Below are 15140 nucleotides of genomic sequence, written 5' to 3'. Positions count from 1 at the left end.
GGCCGTCTCCTTCGGGAGGCGGCCCGCCGACGTCGTCCAGCAGGTCAGACGAGGAACCTGTTGCCCTTGACGAGCTTCGACCACTGCGTGCCCAGGCCCAGGTGGTCGCCGGCGGCGAAGGCGCCGAGCGCGAGCACCACCACGAGCATGATCAGGTGGTCGTCGAACAGTGGGTTCGAGGACATCGGGAAGGAGGCGAGGTACATCAGGAAGTACATCGCGGCCGCGGAGACCGCGGCGATGCGGGTGCCGATGCCGAGCATGAAGGCGAGCCCGATGCCGAGCAGCCCCGCCATGAACAGGACGTTGGTGACGGCGGCATGGCCCACGAAGAACTCCCACACGCCGGAGAGAGGGTTGCCTCCCTCGATCGAGGCGCCGAGGAAGCCGGCCGTCGGCGAGCCGCCGTTGATCCAGGAGGCCTCGGCGGGCGTCGAGAAGCCGAGCCCCAGGAGCTTGTCGAGGAAGGCCCACAGGAAGGTGAAGCCCACCATGATGCGGGTGACGCCGAGGAGCTGGTAGCCCCGGTGCGTCAGGCGGGTGGCGGTGACGTCCTCGGTGTCGACCGCGGCGGCGGTCGAGGGGGCGGGGAGGGAGGAGTGGCTGTGGAGGACGGAGGCGGACATGGGGCGACCTTTCGGGCGATGATCTTCGCCATGAGACTCTGTGGTCGTCGGCTCCCGGGTGGGGGACCGACAGGAAAAGAGTAGGTCTCCGCGGGCCCCCGCAGCCGGGACCTAGGTCTCGAGATCGTGGCCTTGACCTGCAGGGACGTAGGTCCCGACGGTGCCCGGAGAGGTCGCACCCCGGGGTGGCGCGCTCGGCGGACCCGCCGCCTGGCGCACCGTGCGGCGCCCGTCACCACGGCGGGACCGCCGTCGCGGGCCCGTGCTACTCTCACTCGGTCACTTCGGCGAGGGAGCGGGCCCAGTCCCCTCCGTGATCGACGCGGTGCGGAGCTCGGGACCTCGTGTCCCGGTGCCCCGTGGCGTCGCTCATCGTCGAGCACCACGATCCACGAGGAGCACACCATGGCCGTCACCGCCGAGAAGCTGAACGTCGAACTGCGCGAGGAGTTCGGCAAGGGCGCCTCCCGCCGCCTGCGCGCCGAGCGCCGCGTCCCCGCCGTGCTGTACGGCCACGGCGAGGCCCCGATCCACCTGGCGCTGCCGGGCCACGAGACCGCGCTGGTCGCCCGCAACTCCAACGCCCTGATCGAGCTGGTGCTGCCCGACGGCACCTCGCACCTGGCCCTCATCAAGGAGATCCAGCGTCACCCGCTCAAGCGCTCCCTGAACCACCTCGACCTCATCGCCGTGCGCAAGGGCGAGAAGGTCGAGGTCGACATCCCCGTCGTCGTCGAGGGCGAGCCCGTCGCCCCGGCCGTCGCGATGGTCGACCTGCAGTCGCTGACCCTCTCGGTGGACGCGCTGAACGTCCCCGAGCAGGTCGAGATCTCCGTCGACGGCACCGAGGACGGCTACCAGCTCTTCGCCGGTGACGTCACCCTGCCGGCCGGCTCCGAGCTGGTCACCGACGCCGAGATCCTGGTCGTCTACGTCCAGGAGCCGCGCGCCGCGGCGGAGCCCGAGGAGGGCGAGGACGCCGAGGCGGAGTCCGCCGAGGCGGAGTCCTCCGAGCAGGAGTGACCACCGCCGGCGGCGCCGCCCGGCCACGGGCCGGTGCGCGCCGCCGGGTTGCTCACATCATGCCCACCGGGGCGTCGCGCGCCGCGCGGCGCCCCGGTACGGTGTCCGAGGTCCTGCGCCGCGGCGCAGGATGTCGACCGGGACCAGGCCGGGCCGGGCAGCAGCTCGACGACGGCGCCGATGCTGCAGCGAGGAGCAGTCCATGTCCGTGAGCGATCGTCGGCCGGGACCCCATCTGGTGGTCGGGCTCGGCAATCCGGGACCGAAGTACGCCGCGACCCGTCACAACGTGGGCCAGATGGTGCTCGACCACGTCGCCGACGCCACGGGCGGCCGCTTCTCCGCCGCGCGCCGCGCCCAGGCCGTGGTGCTCGAGGGCCGGCTCGGCCTGCCGGGGGCCGACGAGCGGGCGATCCTCGCCAAGACCACCACGTTCATGAACGTCTCGGGCGGCCCGGTGGCGGCCCTCGCCGGGTACTACGACATCCCGCCGGAGCGGATCGTGGTCGTTCACGACGAGGTCGACATCCCCTTCGACACCGTCCGGCTCAAGCGCGGCGGGGGAGAGGGCGGCCACAACGGCCTGCGCGACATCACCCGGGCGCTCGGCACCAAGGACTACCTGCGGGTCCGGGTGGGTGTGGGCCGACCGCCCGGCCGACGGGACACCGCCGACCACGTGTTGGCCCCCTTCACCGCCACCGAGCGCCGATCCCTCGACCTGCTCCTGGGCGATGCGGCCGAGGCCGTCGAGGCCCTCGTGCTCGAGGGACTCACCGCCGCCCAGCAGCGATTCCACTCCCGTGAGGCACGATGACCGAGAACCCGCCCCCTGCCGTCGCTCCGCTGCACCCCCTGCTGGACCAGCTGGCGGGCGGACGCGATCTCACGGCCGTCCGCGCCCTGGTCGAGGAGGGAGGCGCCTCCGGCGAGGGCGGCAGCGTCGTCGCCGCGACCGCCCTGTTCCCCTTCGTGGTCGCCGATCTGGCCCGGCGCGCGAGCGCCGAGCAGCCGCTGGTGGTCGTCACCCCTACCACCCGCGCCGCGGAGGACCTGCGCTCCGCGCTCGCGGCGCTGGTGGGCACCGCGCACGTCGCCGAGCTCCCCGCCTGGGAGACGCTGCCCCATGAGCGGCTGTCCCCGCGCGCGGACACGGTCGCGAAGCGCCTGGCGACCCTGCGCCGCATCGCGCACCCGGAGACCGAGGACCCGGTCCACGTGCTCCTCATGCCCGTGCGCTCCCTCCTCCAGCCCATGGCCACCGGGCTCGGGGACCTCCGTCCCGTGCGCGCCCGCGTCGGGGAGGACTACCCGCTCGAGGACCTCGAGCGGGACCTCGTCGATGCGGCCTACGTGCGGGTCGACATGGTCGAGAAGCGCGGCGAGTTCGCCGTCCGCGGCGGGATCCTCGACGTCTTCCCGCCCACCGAGCCGCACCCGGTGCGCGTGGACCTCTTCGGCGACGAGATCGACGACGTCCGCTACTTCTCGGTCGCCGACCAGCGCTCGCTGGATCCCGCCCCGCGCGGGCTCGACGCCCCGCCGTGCCGCGAGATCCTCCTGACCCCGGCGGTGCGCGAGCGCGCCCGCGCCCGCGCCGAGGAGCTGCCGGGGGTGCGCGACCTGCTGCTGCGCATCGCCGACGGCATCGCCGCCGAGGGCATGGAGTCGCTCAGTCCGGTCCTGGTCGACGGCATGGAGCTGGTCGCCGACGTCCTGCCCGCCGGGGCGCGCTTCCTGGTGCTGGACCCGGAGAAGGCCCGTGCCCGCGCCGAGGAGCTGGTGGCGACCACGGACGAGTTCCTGGCCGCCGCCTGGTCCAGCGCCGCCGCCGGCGGCGGGCTCCCCATCGACGTGGGCGCCGCGAGCTTCGTGCCCCTGGCGGAGGCGCGGGAGCACGCCCTCGCCGGTGGCCGCGCCTGGTTCACCCTCGCCGCCTTCGGCCTCGAGGCCGATGTCGACCTCACCACCGCGGCGACCACCCACCCCGGCTACTCCGGCAAGCCCGGGGACGCCGCGAAGGACCTCGAGCGGCGGCGCCAGGACGGCTGGTCCGTCGTGGCCACGATGGTGGGACCCGGCGGCGCCCGGCACGTCACCGAGAACCTCCGGGCCGAGGGCATGCCGGCCTTCTTCTCCGCGGACCTCGAGGGACCCGTGGACCCTGGCGAGGCCGTGGTCACCGTCGGCCCCTTCCCCGAGGGGCTCGTCGCCGAGGACCTCCGTCTGATCCTCGCCTCCGAGCGCGACCTGACCGGCAAGTCCGGGGCGCGCCGCGGCGAGGAGCGGAAGATGCCCTCGCGCCGCCGCAACGTCGTGGACCCGCTGCAGCTGCGGCCCGGGGACCACGTCGTCCACGCCCACCACGGCGTGGGCCGCTTCGTGGAGATGACCAGCCGGACCGTCGGCTCCGGTGCCAAGCGCACCACCCGCGAGTACCTGGTCATCGAGTACGCGCCCTCGAAGAAGGGCCAGCCGGGGGACCGGCTGTACGTCCCCAGCGACCAGCTGGACCAGGTCACGAAGTACGTCGGCGGCGAGGAGCCCTCGGTCAACCGCATGGGCGGGGCCGACTGGGCCAAGACCAAGTCCCGGGCCCGCAAGGCGATCCGGGAGATCGCCGACGAGCTGGTGCGCCTGTACTCCGCGCGCCAGAGCGCGCCCGGCCACGCCTTCGGCCCCGACACCCCCTGGCAGCGGGAGCTCGAGGACTCCTTCGAGTTCGTCGAGACCCCGGACCAGGTCGCGACCATCGAGGACGTCAAGGCCGACATGGAGAAGTCGGTCCCGATGGACCGTCTGATCCTCGGCGACGTCGGCTACGGCAAGACGGAGATCGCCGTGCGCGCGGCCTTCAAGGCGGTCCAGGACGGCAAGCAGGTCGCCGTCCTCGCGCCGACCACGCTGCTGGCCCAGCAGCATCTTGACACCTTCACCGAGCGCTACACCGGCTTCCCCGTCACCGTGCGCGGGCTCTCGCGCTTCCAGAGCCCCGCGGACTCCGAGGCCACGATCGACGGTCTGCGCGACGGCACCGTGGACGTGGTGATCGGCACTCACCGGCTGCTCACGGGCAACGTCCGCTTCAAGGACCTCGGTCTGCTGATCGTCGACGAGGAGCAGCGCTTCGGCGTCGAGCACAAGGAGACCCTCAAGGCGCTGCGCACGAACGTCGACGTGCTCGCGATGTCCGCGACCCCCATCCCGCGCACCCTCGAGATGGCGGTCACCGGCATCCGCGAGATGTCGATCCTGGCGACCCCGCCGGAGGAGCGCCATCCCGTGCTCACCTATGTCGGCGCCCAGGACGACAAGCAGGTCACCGCCGCCATCCGCCGCGAGCTGCTGCGCGAGGGGCAGGTGTTCTACATCCACAACCGGGTCGAGGACATCGACCGCGTCGCCGCCCACCTGCGGGAGCTGGTCCCCGACGCGCGGGTGCAGGTGGCGCACGGCAAGATGAACGAGACCCAGCTGGAGCGGGTCATCGTGGACTTCTGGGAGCGGGACTTCGACGTGCTGGTGTGCACCACCATCGTCGAGACCGGGCTGGACATCGCCAATGCCAACACCCTCATCGTGGAGAACGCGGACCGCTTCGGCCTCTCGCAGCTGCACCAGCTGCGCGGCCGCGTGGGCCGCTCCTCCGAGCGCGCCTACTCCTACTTCCTCTACAACGCCTCCAAGCCCCTCACCGAGACCGCCCACGACCGCCTGACCACGCTGGCGACCAACACCGACCTCGGCGCCGGCATGCAGGTGGCGATGAAGGACCTCGAGATCCGCGGCGCCGGCAACCTGCTGGGCGGCGAGCAGTCCGGCCACATCGCCGGCGTGGGCTTCGACCTCTATGTGCGGATGGTCGGCGAGGCGGTGGCGGCCTTCCGCGGGGAGTCCGCCGCCCCGGAGAAGGAGATCCGCGTCGAGCTGCCGCTGGACGCGCACATCCCCCACGACTACATCGGTTCCGAGCGGCTCCGCCTCGAGGCCTACGCGAAGCTCTCCGCGGTGCGGGAGGTCGCCGAGATCGACCAGATCCGCGCCGAGCTCACCGACCGCTACGGCTCCCCGCCGGGGCCCGTCGAGGTGCTGCTGGACGTGGCCCGCTTCCGCCTGGACGCCCGGGCGGCCGGGATCGACGAGATCCAGGCCCAGGGGAAGATGATCCGCTTCGCGCATCTCGAGGTGCCGGACTCCGCGGCGATGCGCATGCGGCGCCTGCACCCGGGGACGGTCCTGAAGCCCGCCATCCGCCAGGTGCTCGTCCCGCGGCCGATGACCGCGCGCTTCGGCGGCACCGAGCTGCGGGATCATGCCGTGCTGGAGTGGGCGCGCGAGGTGCTCCGCACCCTCGTGCCCTCGGCGGCGGAGGCGATCACCCCGCCCACGATCCCGGGCGAGGCCCGCTGAGGACGTAGCCTCTCTCCCGTGACGCCCGCGAACCACGGATCCGTGCCCGAAGCCGCCCCTGCCGAGGAGCCCGCGCGCCGGGGTGAGGCCCTGCTGCGCGCGCTCGCGGTGATGGACGCCCTGCGCGCCCCGGAGGGCGATGCCTGGACGCACCGGCAGAGCCATGCCTCGCTGGCGCGGTACCTGCTCGAGGAGACCCTCGAGGTGCTCGAGGTGATCGACGATCCCGCGGGCCACGGCCCCGGGGCGCTCGCCGACGAGCTCGGCGACCTGCTCTTCCAGATCCTGTTCCACGCCCGGCTGGGCGAGGAGGAGGATCCGGCCTGGGACATCGACGACGTCGCCCGGTCCTTCGTGGCCAAGATGGAGCGGCGCAACCCCCACATCTTCGGCGAGGACGCGGAGGCGGCGCTCGAGGACCCGGCCGACGTCGAGCAGATCATCGCGCAGTGGCACGCGGTCAAGGCCGCCGAAGCCGCCGAGACCGCGGAGTCCGCCGCGGCTCATGCCGGAGGGTCCGCCCCGGACGCCGACGGCGCGGCCGCGGGGACGGCGAGATGGTTCGCGGGGATCCCGGCCGGGCTGCCGGCGCTGCAGACCGCGGCGAAGGCCGTCCATCGCGCCCGCTCCGCCGGACAGCTGCCGGAGCTGCTCCGTGCCGCCGAGCGCTCCGCGGAGGCCGAGGACGCCGAGCAGTGGGGCGGCGATCTGGCCCTCCCGCTGCTCGAGCTGGTCGTCGCGGCCGAGGCGCGGGACGTCGATCCCGAGTCGGCGCTGCGCGCGCTGCTGGCGCGCACCCGATCGGGCCCCGCCGGGGTGTGAGGATCCCGCGAGGACCGCGGAGCCACCCGGAGCGAGCGCCGGATAGGTGCCCGGGCGCGCACCGCCTAGACTGTCCGCGGACGGTCAGCGCCGACCGGCCGTGACCGATCTTCACCTGAAGGAAGGACCAGCCCATGGCAGCTCTCATCGATGCCGTTCACGCCCGCGAGATCCTCGACTCCCGAGGCAACCCCACCGTCGAGGTGGAGATCCTGCTCACCGACGACACCGTCGCCCGCGCCGCGGTGCCCTCGGGCGCCTCGACCGGCCAGTTCGAGGCCGTGGAGCGCCGCGACGGCGACAAGGGCCGCTACCTGGGCAAGGGTGTGCAGGAGGCGGTCTCCGCCGTCATCACCGACATCCAGCCCAAGATCCTGGGCATGGACGTCCAGGAGCAGCGAGCGATCGACCAGGTGATGCTCGAGACCGACGGCACCGAGAACAAGGGCTCCCTGGGCGCCAACGCGATCCTGGGCGTGTCCCTGGCGGTGGCCCGCGCCGCCGCCGATTCTGCCGGGGTGCCGCTGTACCAGTACGTCGGCGGCCCGAACGCGCACATCCTGCCGGTGCCGATGATGAACATCCTCAACGGCGGCTCCCACGCGGACTCCAACGTCGACATCCAGGAGTTCATGATCGCGCCGATCGGTGCGGAGACCTTCTCCGAGGCGATGCGCGTCGGCGCCGAGGTGTACCACGCGCTGAAGTCCGTGCTCAAGGAGCGCGGCCTGGCCACGGGCCTGGGCGACGAGGGCGGCTTCGCACCGAACCTCGAGTCCAACCGTGCGGCGCTGGACCTGATCGTCGAGGCCATCGGCCGCGCCGGCTTCGAGGCCGGCAAGGACGTGGCCCTGGCGCTCGACGTCGCCGCCTCCGAGTTCTTCGAGGACGGCGCCTACACCTTCGAGGGCGCGAAGAAGACTTCCGCCGAGATGGTCGACTACTACGCCGAGCTGGTCGCCGCGTACCCGCTGGTCTCCATCGAGGACCCGCTGGACGAGGACGACTGGGAGGGCTGGAAGGCCATCACCGAGCGGCTGGGCACCTCCACCCAGCTCGTGGGCGACGATCTCTTCGTCACCAACCCCGAGCGCCTGGGCCGCGGCATCGCCGAGGGTGCGGGCAACGCGCTCCTGGTGAAGGTCAACCAGATCGGCTCGCTCTCCGAGACCCTCGACGCCGTGGACCTCGCGCACCGCGCAGGCTTCAAGGCCATGATGTCCCACCGCTCCGGCGAGACCGAGGACACCACCATCGCCGATCTCTCCGTGGCCACCAACTGCGGTCAGATCAAGTCCGGTGCGCCGGCCCGCGGCGAGCGCGTGGCGAAGTACAACCAGCTGCTGCGCATCGAGGAGGAGCTGGGGGATGCCGCGCGCTACGCCGGGGCCTCCGCCTTCCCGCGTTTCTCCGCCTGAGATCCCAGGCACGCGATGTAGCCTCTGGGCATGAGCAGCAGACGACCGGGCGCCCCGCGATCAGCGAGGCGCCCGGTCTCCGCGTCCGGGGGTCGGGGACCCGCCGCGCGGAGCACGGCACGTGCCAGCGGCCCCTCGGGCGCCGGCACCTCCTCGCGCACGTCGCGCGGCCGCGGCCCGGCCGCCGCCTCCCGTCCGCGCAGCACCCCGCCGCACGCTCCGGAGGAGGACGGCCCGGGCATCACCATCACCCGGCGCACGCTCGCCCTGGTCGCGCTCGTGGTGGTGGCCCTGGCCGCTCTCGTGCCGACGGTCAACTCCTACGTGGCCCAGCGCCAGCAGCTCTCCGAGCTGCAGGCACAGGTGGCGGGTCAGGAGCAGGACGTCGAGGAGCTGCGCGACCAGGTGGCGCGCTGGGAGGACCCGGCCTACGTCTCCGCCCGCGCCCGCGAGCGGCTGCTGTTCGCGATGCCGGGGGAGACCCAGTACCGCCTCACCGACACCTCCGGCCGGGACGTCCCTCTCACGGAGGCCGAGCAGGCCGCCGAGGAGGCCAAGGAGGGCGCCTGGTTCTCCACGCTCTGGGAGAGCGTGGAGGGTGCCAGCCGCCTCACCCCGGAGGACATCCCCGACGAGACCGGCTCGACCGACGAGGACGTCCCCGACCAGGACCCCGCCGACGACTCCAGCGATCAGGACGACGACCAGTGACCCTTCCGCCCCTTCCTCACGAGACCCCCGCCGCCGCCCGCGATCACGAGGTGATGCGCGAGCAGCTCGGACGGGAGATGCGGGGCGTGATCTCGATCGCCCGCCGCTGCGCCTGCGGCCGCCCCGCCGTGGTCCGCACCGCCGTGCGCCTCGAGGACGGCACCCCGTTCCCCACGTCCTTCTACCTCACGCTTCCCTGGCTCACCCTCGAGCTCTCCCGCCTCGAGTCCACCGGGGTGATGGCGGAGCTCAACCAGCTCCTGGCCGAGGACGAGGAGCTCGCCGCGGGCTACCGCCGCGCCCACGAGCGCTATCTGGCCCGGCGCGCGGAGATCGGCGAGGCGGAGGAGGTCGCCCACGTCAGCGCCGGCGGCATGCCCACGCGCGTCAAGTGCCTCCACGCGCTCGCCGGACAGGCCCTCGCCGAGGGGCCCGGGACCAACCCCGTGGCGGACGCGGTGCTGCCGCGCATCGACGGCGTCGTCCCCGATCTCGTGTGCCGCTGCCAGGAGGCCGCCGTCGACGCGGAGACCACCCGATGAGCGCCCCTGTCGCCGCGATCGACTGCGGTACGAACTCGATCCGCCTGCTCATCGCGCGGCGCGACGAGGCCGGCGGTGCCGTCGTCGACCTCGAGCGCCGCCTCGAGATGGTGCGCCTGGGTCTCGGCGTCGACCGCACGGGCCGCTTCGACCCGGTCGCCGTGGACCGCACCCTCGAGGCCGCTCGCCGCTACCAGCAGCTCATCGCCCATCACGGAGTGCACCCCCGGGACGTCCGCTTCGTCGCCACCTCCGCCACCCGGGACGCCGCGAACCGCGATCTGTTCATCCGCGGCGTCCGGGAGATCCTCAGGATCGACCCCGAGGTGATCACGGGGCAGGAGGAGGCGGCGCTCTCCTTCCGCGGAGCGGTCGAGACCCTCGATCAGCTCCCCGCCGGTCCGCGGCTGGTGGTCGACATCGGGGGTGGCTCGACCGAGCTCGTGCTGGGCACGGACGCCCCCAGCCACCGCATCAGCATGGACATCGGCTCGGTGCGGCTCACCGAGCGCCACCTGGCCACCGATCCGCCCACCGCGGCGGAGGTCGCGGCCGCCACGGTGGACATCGATGCGCATCTGGACCGCGCCGCCCGGGAGGTCCCCCTCGAGCGCACCGCCGCGCTGGTGGGCGTCGCCGGCACCGTGACGACCGTCACGGCGGTGGCTCAGGGGCTCGAGGAGTACCGGCCCGACATCACGCACGGCGCCACCCTCGGGATCGAGCAGGTGCAGGGCCTCTGCGCCTCCCTCTTGGCCGAGACCCGCGCCGAGCGCGCGAGCCATCGGATGATCCACCCGGGACGCATCGACGTCATCGGCGCGGGCGCGCTCATCTGGTCCCGGATCATCCACCGCGTGGCGCTGGCCTCGGCGATCACCGAGACGCGGACCAGCGAGCACGACATCCTCGACGGCATCGCCCGGGATCTCCTGGATCGCGCGGCCTGAGTCCACCCCACCGCGGGCGTGCCCGGGACGGCCGCTCCAGGCGTCCCGCGGCCCCCGCGGGGAGCGCCCCGGAGTCGGTGCGCGGCAGGGCGGCGACGGGGTCCATTGCGGCCAGAACCGGTGCGCCCACGGGACAGACGTCTTTTGTCTCAGCGGCGGAGCCGACCTAGGCTGTGGCTCATGACCAACACTTTCGGCGGCAAGCCCCATGTCCTCATCCTCGGCGGCGGTTCCGTCGGCCTCACCACGGCGTCCGAGCTGCGCAAGACCCTCGGTTCGGAGGTCGCGATCACGGTCGTCGACCCGCGGCCGTACATGACCTACGCGCCCTTCCTCCCGGAGGTCGGCGCCGGCAGCATCGATCCCCGCGACGTCCTCGCGCCCCTGCGCAAGGTCCTGCCCGGCTCCAAGATCGTCACCGGCTCGGTCTCCGCGATCCGCAGCGCGGAGAACACCGTGGAGGTCCTCACCGAGGAGGACGAGACCCTCGAGATCGCCTATGACTACCTCGTGGTCGGTCTCGGCGCCGTCCCGCGCCTGCTGCCGATCCCGGGCCTGGCGGAGAACGCCATCGGCTTCAAGCAGGTCGAGGAGGCCACGGCCGTCCGCGACCGCATCCTCGCCAACCTCGCCGAGGCGGCCACGACCAAGGACCCGGCCGTTCGCAAGCGCCTGCTCACCTTCACCTTCATCGGTGGTGGCTTCGCCGGCGGCGAGGCCGTGTCCGAGGCCGAGGACATGGTGCGCGACGCGCTGCGCTACTACCCCGATCTGCACTCCTCGGACATCCGCTTCGTGCTCGTGGACGCCGCGCCCTTCGTCTTCCCGGAGCTCACCGAGGACCAGCGCGCCTATGTGCTGAACCAGCTGCGCGAGCGCGGCATCGAGGTCAAGCTCGAGACCTTCCTGAACTCCGCCGAGAACGGCGTCATCAAGACCAGCGACGGCGACGAGTTCGAGACCGACCTCCTGGTGTGGAACGCGGGCGTGCGTCCCAACCCGGTGCTCGCGGACGAGGAGACCTCGGACCTCCCGGTGGTCACCGAGCGCGGCCCCCTCATGGGCAAGCTCGAGGCCCTCGCGGACCTCCGCGTCAACGGCGCCGACGGCCCGCTCGAGAACGTGTTCGCCGCCGGCGACTGCGCCGCCGTGCCGGACCTCGCCTCGGGCGAGGGCAAGTTCTGCCCGCCCAACGCCCAGCACGCCGTGCGCCAGGGCAAGCGCGTCGCCGACAACATCACCCGCTCCGTGCAGGGGCGCCCGCTGGTGGACTACTACCACAAGAACCTCGGCGTCATGGCGACCCTGGGCATGTACAAGGGCGTCGGCCGTCTCAACGTGGGCGACAAGGAGCTCGACATCCGCGGGCTGCCGGCCTGGGCGATGGCCCGCGCGTACCACGTCTACGCGATGCCGACGGTGGGCCGGAAGGCCTCCGTCCTCGCCGGGTGGGTGTCGAACCTGATCTCGCGCCGCGACATCATCGGCATCCCGCAGGCGGAGACCCCGCGCGCCGCCTTCGAGTACGCGGCGAACGCCGGCAAGAAGAAGTGAGGCACCGGGCCCGCCCCCTCTGAGGCGCGCCCGCCCCCCAGGAGGCACCGTCGCGCTCTGCGCGGCGGTGCCTCCTGCTGTGTGCGGGCCTCGGAGCGCCCGTCGGACGTCTTCGCACAGAATGATCGAGCATGCTCACCCAGGGTGTGAAATGCGCAGGTATGATCATGGCCGAGGGGGGCCGAGGCGGAGCCGGGCCTCATCGGACCACGAAGGGGAGCAGCCATGAAGATCACCATCGCCGCCGACGCCGCGGCCGGAGCGCGGGTCGTCGCCGACCTCGTCGAACGGACCCTCCGCGACGCCGGCGACCGTGGACCGGTGCTCGGCCTGGCCACGGGATCCTCGCCGCTCCCGGCCTATGCCGAGCTGATCCGCCGGCACCAGGAGGAGGGGCTGTCCTTCGCGCGCGCCCGTGCCGTCCTGCTCGACGAGTACGTGGGCCTGACCGCCGCGCACGCGCAGAGCTACCACCGCGTCATCCGCGAGCAGTTCACCGCGCATCTGGACATCGACGACGCCGCCGTGATGTCGCCCGACGGCGCGGCCGACGATCCGGCGGCCGAGGCGCTCGCCTACGACCGGCGGATCGCCGAGGCCGGGGGAGTGGACCTGCAGATCCTCGGCATCGGGGCCAACGGCCACATCGCCTTCAACGAGCCCAGCAGCTCGCTGGCCTCCCGGACCCGCGTGGTGGGTCTCACGCGGCGGACGATCTCGGACAACGCCCGCTTCTTCGACGATCCCGCGGACGTCCCCGTCCGCGCCATCAGCCAGGGCCTGGGCACCGTCCGGGAGGCCCGACGGATCGTGCTGACCGCCTCCGGCGAGGGCAAGGCGGAGGCCGTCGCCCAGCTCGTCGAGGGGCCGATCAGCGCGCGCTGGCCTGCGACCTCCCTGCAGCTGCACCCGGACGTGGTGGTGGTCGTCGACGAGGCCGCCGCCTCGCGGCTCGAGCTCAGCGACTACTACCGCAGCGTGCAGGAGCTCGAGGCCGCCGTCCCGGCGGCCGGCACCCGCGGGCGCTGAGCCCTCCGGGGCGGTGCGCAGGGGACCGGACGCGGACGGATACGATGCGTGCCATGCAGCAGGCTGATCCCTCCTCCCCGCCCTCCGGGTCCTCACCCACCGCACGGCCGACCGCGGAGAGGCCGGGGCTCTCCGGCCTCGACCGCTACTTCCGCATCACCGAGCGCGGGTCGACCCTCGCCCGCGAGGTCCGCGGTGGTCTGGTCACCTTCGTCGCGATGAGCTACATCGTGGTGCTGAACCCGCTGATCATCGGGACGGTCCCGGACTCGACGGGCCACTTCCTGGGTGGCGGCACCGAGCCGAACCTGCCCGCGGTCGCCGCGGGCACCGCGCTGATCGCCGGACTGCTCAGCATCTTCATGGGCACCTGGTCGAAGTTCCCGCTCGCGCTCGCGGCCGGCCTGGGGCTCAACGCCTATCTCGCCTACTCCGTGGCGCCGCTGCCGGGCATGACCTGGGGCGGGGCGATGGGACTGGTGCTCCTCGAGGGCGTGGTCATCCTCCTGCTGGTCCTCACCGGTTTCCGCCGCGCGGTCTTCCGCGCGGTGCCGCCCTTCCTCAAGACGGCCATGGCCGTGGGCATCGGTCTGTTCATCGCCTTCCTGGGCCTGTACAACGCCAAGTTCGTGACCACCGCGGCCGGCACCCCGGTGCAGCTGGGCAACGACGGCTCCCTCACCGGCTGGCCCACCCTCGTGTTCGTCACCGGCCTGCTGCTCATGATCGTGCTGTGGGTGCGCAAGGTGCCCGGCGCGATCCTCATCGCCATCGTGGTGGCGACGGGGCTGGCGATGCTCCTCGAGCGGGTGCTGCACCTCGGTGCGTTCACCGCGCCGGCGGGCGATGATCCCGGCAACCCGGGCGGATGGGCGATGAACGTCCCGGCCGTGAGCGGCTCGGTGATCCAGGTGCCGGACTTCGCGACCCTCTTCACGGTCGATCCCGTCGGCGGCATCACCGCCGCCGGCGTCATCGGCGCCTCGGTGATCGTCTTCTCGCTCCTGCTCGCCGACTTCTTCGACACCATGGGCACGATGGTCGGGGTGGCCTCCGAGGCGGACCTGGTCGACGAGGACGGCGACATCCCGCACTCCCAGCGCATCCTCGTCGTCGACTCCGTCGGCGCCATCGCCGGCGGCCTGGGCGGGGTCTCCTCGAACACGAGCTTCGTCGAGTCCACCACCGGCGTCGCCGAGGGAGCGCGCACCGGCCTCGCCGCGGTCGTCGTCGGCCTCGCGTTCCTCGCCTCGACCTTCTTCTCGCCGCTGGTGGCGATGGTGCCCTACGAGGCGGCGACCCCGGCGCTGGTGATGGTCGGCTTCCTCATGATGAGCCAGATCAACGAGATCGACTTCTCCGACATCGAGATCGCGCTGCCCGCCTTCCTCACCATCATCCTCATGCCCTTCGCCTACTCGATCACGGTGGGGATGGGCGCGGGCTTCATCATGTACGTGCTGATCCGCGTGGTCCGCGGCAAGGCCCGCGAGGTGCACTGGCTCATGTACCTCATCTCCGCGCTGTTCATCGCCTACTTCCTGCGCGGTGCCCTCGAGAGCCTGCTGCTGTGAGCGAGCAGCCCCGGGCGGACGGGCCGGACGTCCACGAGCTCACGGCCGAGCTGCGTCGTCTGCTGCTGGTCTCCTCGCGCATCCTGCGCTCCCACACCGCGTCCGACGCGGTCTCTGCGCCGCAGTTCTCCGTGCTCGCCTATCTTGAGCGCGCCGGGGAGTCGACCCCCGGGGCCCTGGCAGAGTTCGAGCACGTCAGCCCGCCGGTGATGACCCGGATCCTCGGACGGCTCGAGGAGGCGGGTCTGGTGCGCCGCGCCGCCCACCCGGGCGACGGGCGGCAGGTCCGCGTCACCCTCACCGAGGAGGGGGAGCAGGTGGTGCTGGCCGGGCGGGAGCAGCGGGACGCCTGGCTGCGCTCGCGGATCGAGGAGGTCGATCCCGCCGAGCGCGAGGCGCTGCGGGAGGCCACCGAGCTGCTGCGCAGGATCCTCGCGCCCCGCCGCTGAGACGCCGCGGCCGGACCACGGCTGCGCGTGGT

Annotated in this window: 13 protein-coding genes; 12 read left to right on the top strand and 1 reads right to left on the bottom strand. The window is 72.7% G+C overall.

Translation table 11 applies throughout. The features are described from left to right. Positions 1-44: 44 nt before the first annotated feature. Complete coding sequence (locus CXH06_RS18085) at positions 45-626, bottom strand: hypothetical protein (protein WP_114856596.1); 582 nt, start codon at positions 624-626, stop codon at positions 45-47. A 405-nt stretch (positions 627-1031) separates the two neighbouring features. On the opposite strand from CXH06_RS18085, the gene CXH06_RS18080 reads away from it, so the two are divergent. The 12 genes from CXH06_RS18080 to CXH06_RS18025 all read left to right on the top strand — a co-directional run bounded on the left by CXH06_RS18080 (position 1032) and on the right by CXH06_RS18025 (position 15108). Next, a complete protein-coding gene (locus CXH06_RS18080) occupies positions 1032-1649 on the top strand; it encodes a 50S ribosomal protein L25/general stress protein Ctc (RefSeq protein ID WP_114856595.1) in 618 nt (205 codons plus the stop codon). Between the two features lie 202 nt (positions 1650-1851). After that, entirely contained in the window at positions 1852-2466 is a 615-nt protein-coding gene (gene pth / locus CXH06_RS18075) for an aminoacyl-tRNA hydrolase (protein WP_114856594.1), read from the top strand. Further along, entirely contained in the window at positions 2463-6059 is a 3597-nt protein-coding gene (gene mfd, locus CXH06_RS18070) for a transcription-repair coupling factor (RefSeq protein ID WP_114856593.1), read from the top strand. The genes pth and mfd overlap by 4 nt, the downstream gene beginning before the upstream one ends. Before the next feature lie 18 nt (positions 6060-6077). Further along, the gene (locus tag CXH06_RS18065; RefSeq protein WP_232820425.1) at positions 6078-6881 is read left to right on the top strand and encodes a MazG nucleotide pyrophosphohydrolase domain-containing protein; all 804 of its coding nucleotides are present in this window, start codon (positions 6078-6080) and stop codon (positions 6879-6881) included. 134 nt (positions 6882-7015) lie between these two features. Then, a complete protein-coding gene (gene eno, locus CXH06_RS18060) occupies positions 7016-8299 on the top strand; it encodes a phosphopyruvate hydratase (RefSeq protein ID WP_114856592.1) in 1284 nt (427 codons plus the stop codon). 30 nt (positions 8300-8329) lie between these two features. Beyond that, complete coding sequence (locus CXH06_RS18055) at positions 8330-9010, top strand: septum formation initiator family protein (protein WP_157975823.1); 681 nt, start codon at positions 8330-8332, stop codon at positions 9008-9010. Positions 9011-9063: 53 nt separating this feature from the next. Continuing rightward, positions 9064-9552 carry a DUF501 domain-containing protein gene (locus CXH06_RS18050; protein ID WP_114856599.1) on the top strand — a complete coding sequence of 163 codons (489 nt, stop codon included), beginning with the start codon at positions 9064-9066 and terminating at the stop codon, positions 9550-9552. Then, positions 9549-10502: a Ppx/GppA phosphatase family protein gene (locus CXH06_RS18045; protein ID WP_114856591.1), complete on the top strand. Its 954-nt coding sequence runs from the start codon at positions 9549-9551 to the stop codon at positions 10500-10502. The genes CXH06_RS18050 and CXH06_RS18045 overlap by 4 nt, the downstream gene beginning before the upstream one ends. Before the next feature lie 180 nt (positions 10503-10682). Beyond that, entirely contained in the window at positions 10683-12056 is a 1374-nt protein-coding gene (locus tag CXH06_RS18040; RefSeq protein WP_114856590.1) for an NAD(P)/FAD-dependent oxidoreductase, read from the top strand. Between the two features lie 225 nt (positions 12057-12281). Continuing rightward, positions 12282-13085: a glucosamine-6-phosphate deaminase gene (gene nagB, locus CXH06_RS18035; protein ID WP_114856589.1), complete on the top strand. Its 804-nt coding sequence runs from the start codon at positions 12282-12284 to the stop codon at positions 13083-13085. Positions 13086-13138: 53 nt separating this feature from the next. After that, a complete protein-coding gene (locus tag CXH06_RS18030; RefSeq protein ID WP_114856597.1) occupies positions 13139-14659 on the top strand; it encodes an NCS2 family permease in 1521 nt (506 codons plus the stop codon). Continuing rightward, positions 14656-15108: a MarR family winged helix-turn-helix transcriptional regulator gene (locus tag CXH06_RS18025; protein ID WP_114856588.1), complete on the top strand. Its 453-nt coding sequence runs from the start codon at positions 14656-14658 to the stop codon at positions 15106-15108. Before CXH06_RS18030 ends, CXH06_RS18025 begins: the two co-directional genes overlap by 4 nt. Positions 15109-15140: the final 32 nt, after the last annotated feature.

Origin of the sequence: Brachybacterium sp. YJGR34 (assembly GCF_003347015.1) — a bacterium.
GTDB lineage: Bacteria > Actinomycetota > Actinomycetes > Actinomycetales > Dermabacteraceae > Brachybacterium.
The sequence above is the reverse complement of the archived record's forward strand: the minus strand, read 5'-3'. Positions and strand labels throughout refer to the sequence as shown.

Excerpts from the sequence above, each read along its gene's own strand:
- eno (WP_114856592.1), top strand. The coding sequence starts at position 7,016 with ATGGCAGCTCTCATCGATGCCGTTCACGCCCGCGAGATCCTCGACTCC.
- mfd (WP_114856593.1), top strand. The coding sequence starts at position 2,463 with ATGACCGAGAACCCGCCCCCTGCCGTCGCTCCGCTGCACCCCCTGCTG.
- CXH06_RS18040 (WP_114856590.1), top strand. The coding sequence starts at position 10,683 with ATGACCAACACTTTCGGCGGCAAGCCCCATGTCCTCATCCTCGGCGGC.
- CXH06_RS18055 (WP_157975823.1), top strand. The coding sequence starts at position 8,330 with ATGAGCAGCAGACGACCGGGCGCCCCGCGATCAGCGAGGCGCCCGGTC.
- CXH06_RS18050 (WP_114856599.1), top strand. The coding sequence starts at position 9,064 with ATGCGCGAGCAGCTCGGACGGGAGATGCGGGGCGTGATCTCGATCGCC.
- CXH06_RS18080 (WP_114856595.1), top strand. The coding sequence starts at position 1,032 with ATGGCCGTCACCGCCGAGAAGCTGAACGTCGAACTGCGCGAGGAGTTC.
- CXH06_RS18030 (WP_114856597.1), top strand. The coding sequence starts at position 13,139 with ATGCAGCAGGCTGATCCCTCCTCCCCGCCCTCCGGGTCCTCACCCACC.
- pth (WP_114856594.1), top strand. The coding sequence starts at position 1,852 with ATGTCCGTGAGCGATCGTCGGCCGGGACCCCATCTGGTGGTCGGGCTC.
- CXH06_RS18045 (WP_114856591.1), top strand. The coding sequence starts at position 9,549 with ATGAGCGCCCCTGTCGCCGCGATCGACTGCGGTACGAACTCGATCCGC.
- nagB (WP_114856589.1), top strand. The coding sequence starts at position 12,282 with ATGAAGATCACCATCGCCGCCGACGCCGCGGCCGGAGCGCGGGTCGTC.
- CXH06_RS18085 (WP_114856596.1), bottom strand. The coding sequence starts at position 626 with ATGTCCGCCTCCGTCCTCCACAGCCACTCCTCCCTCCCCGCCCCCTCG.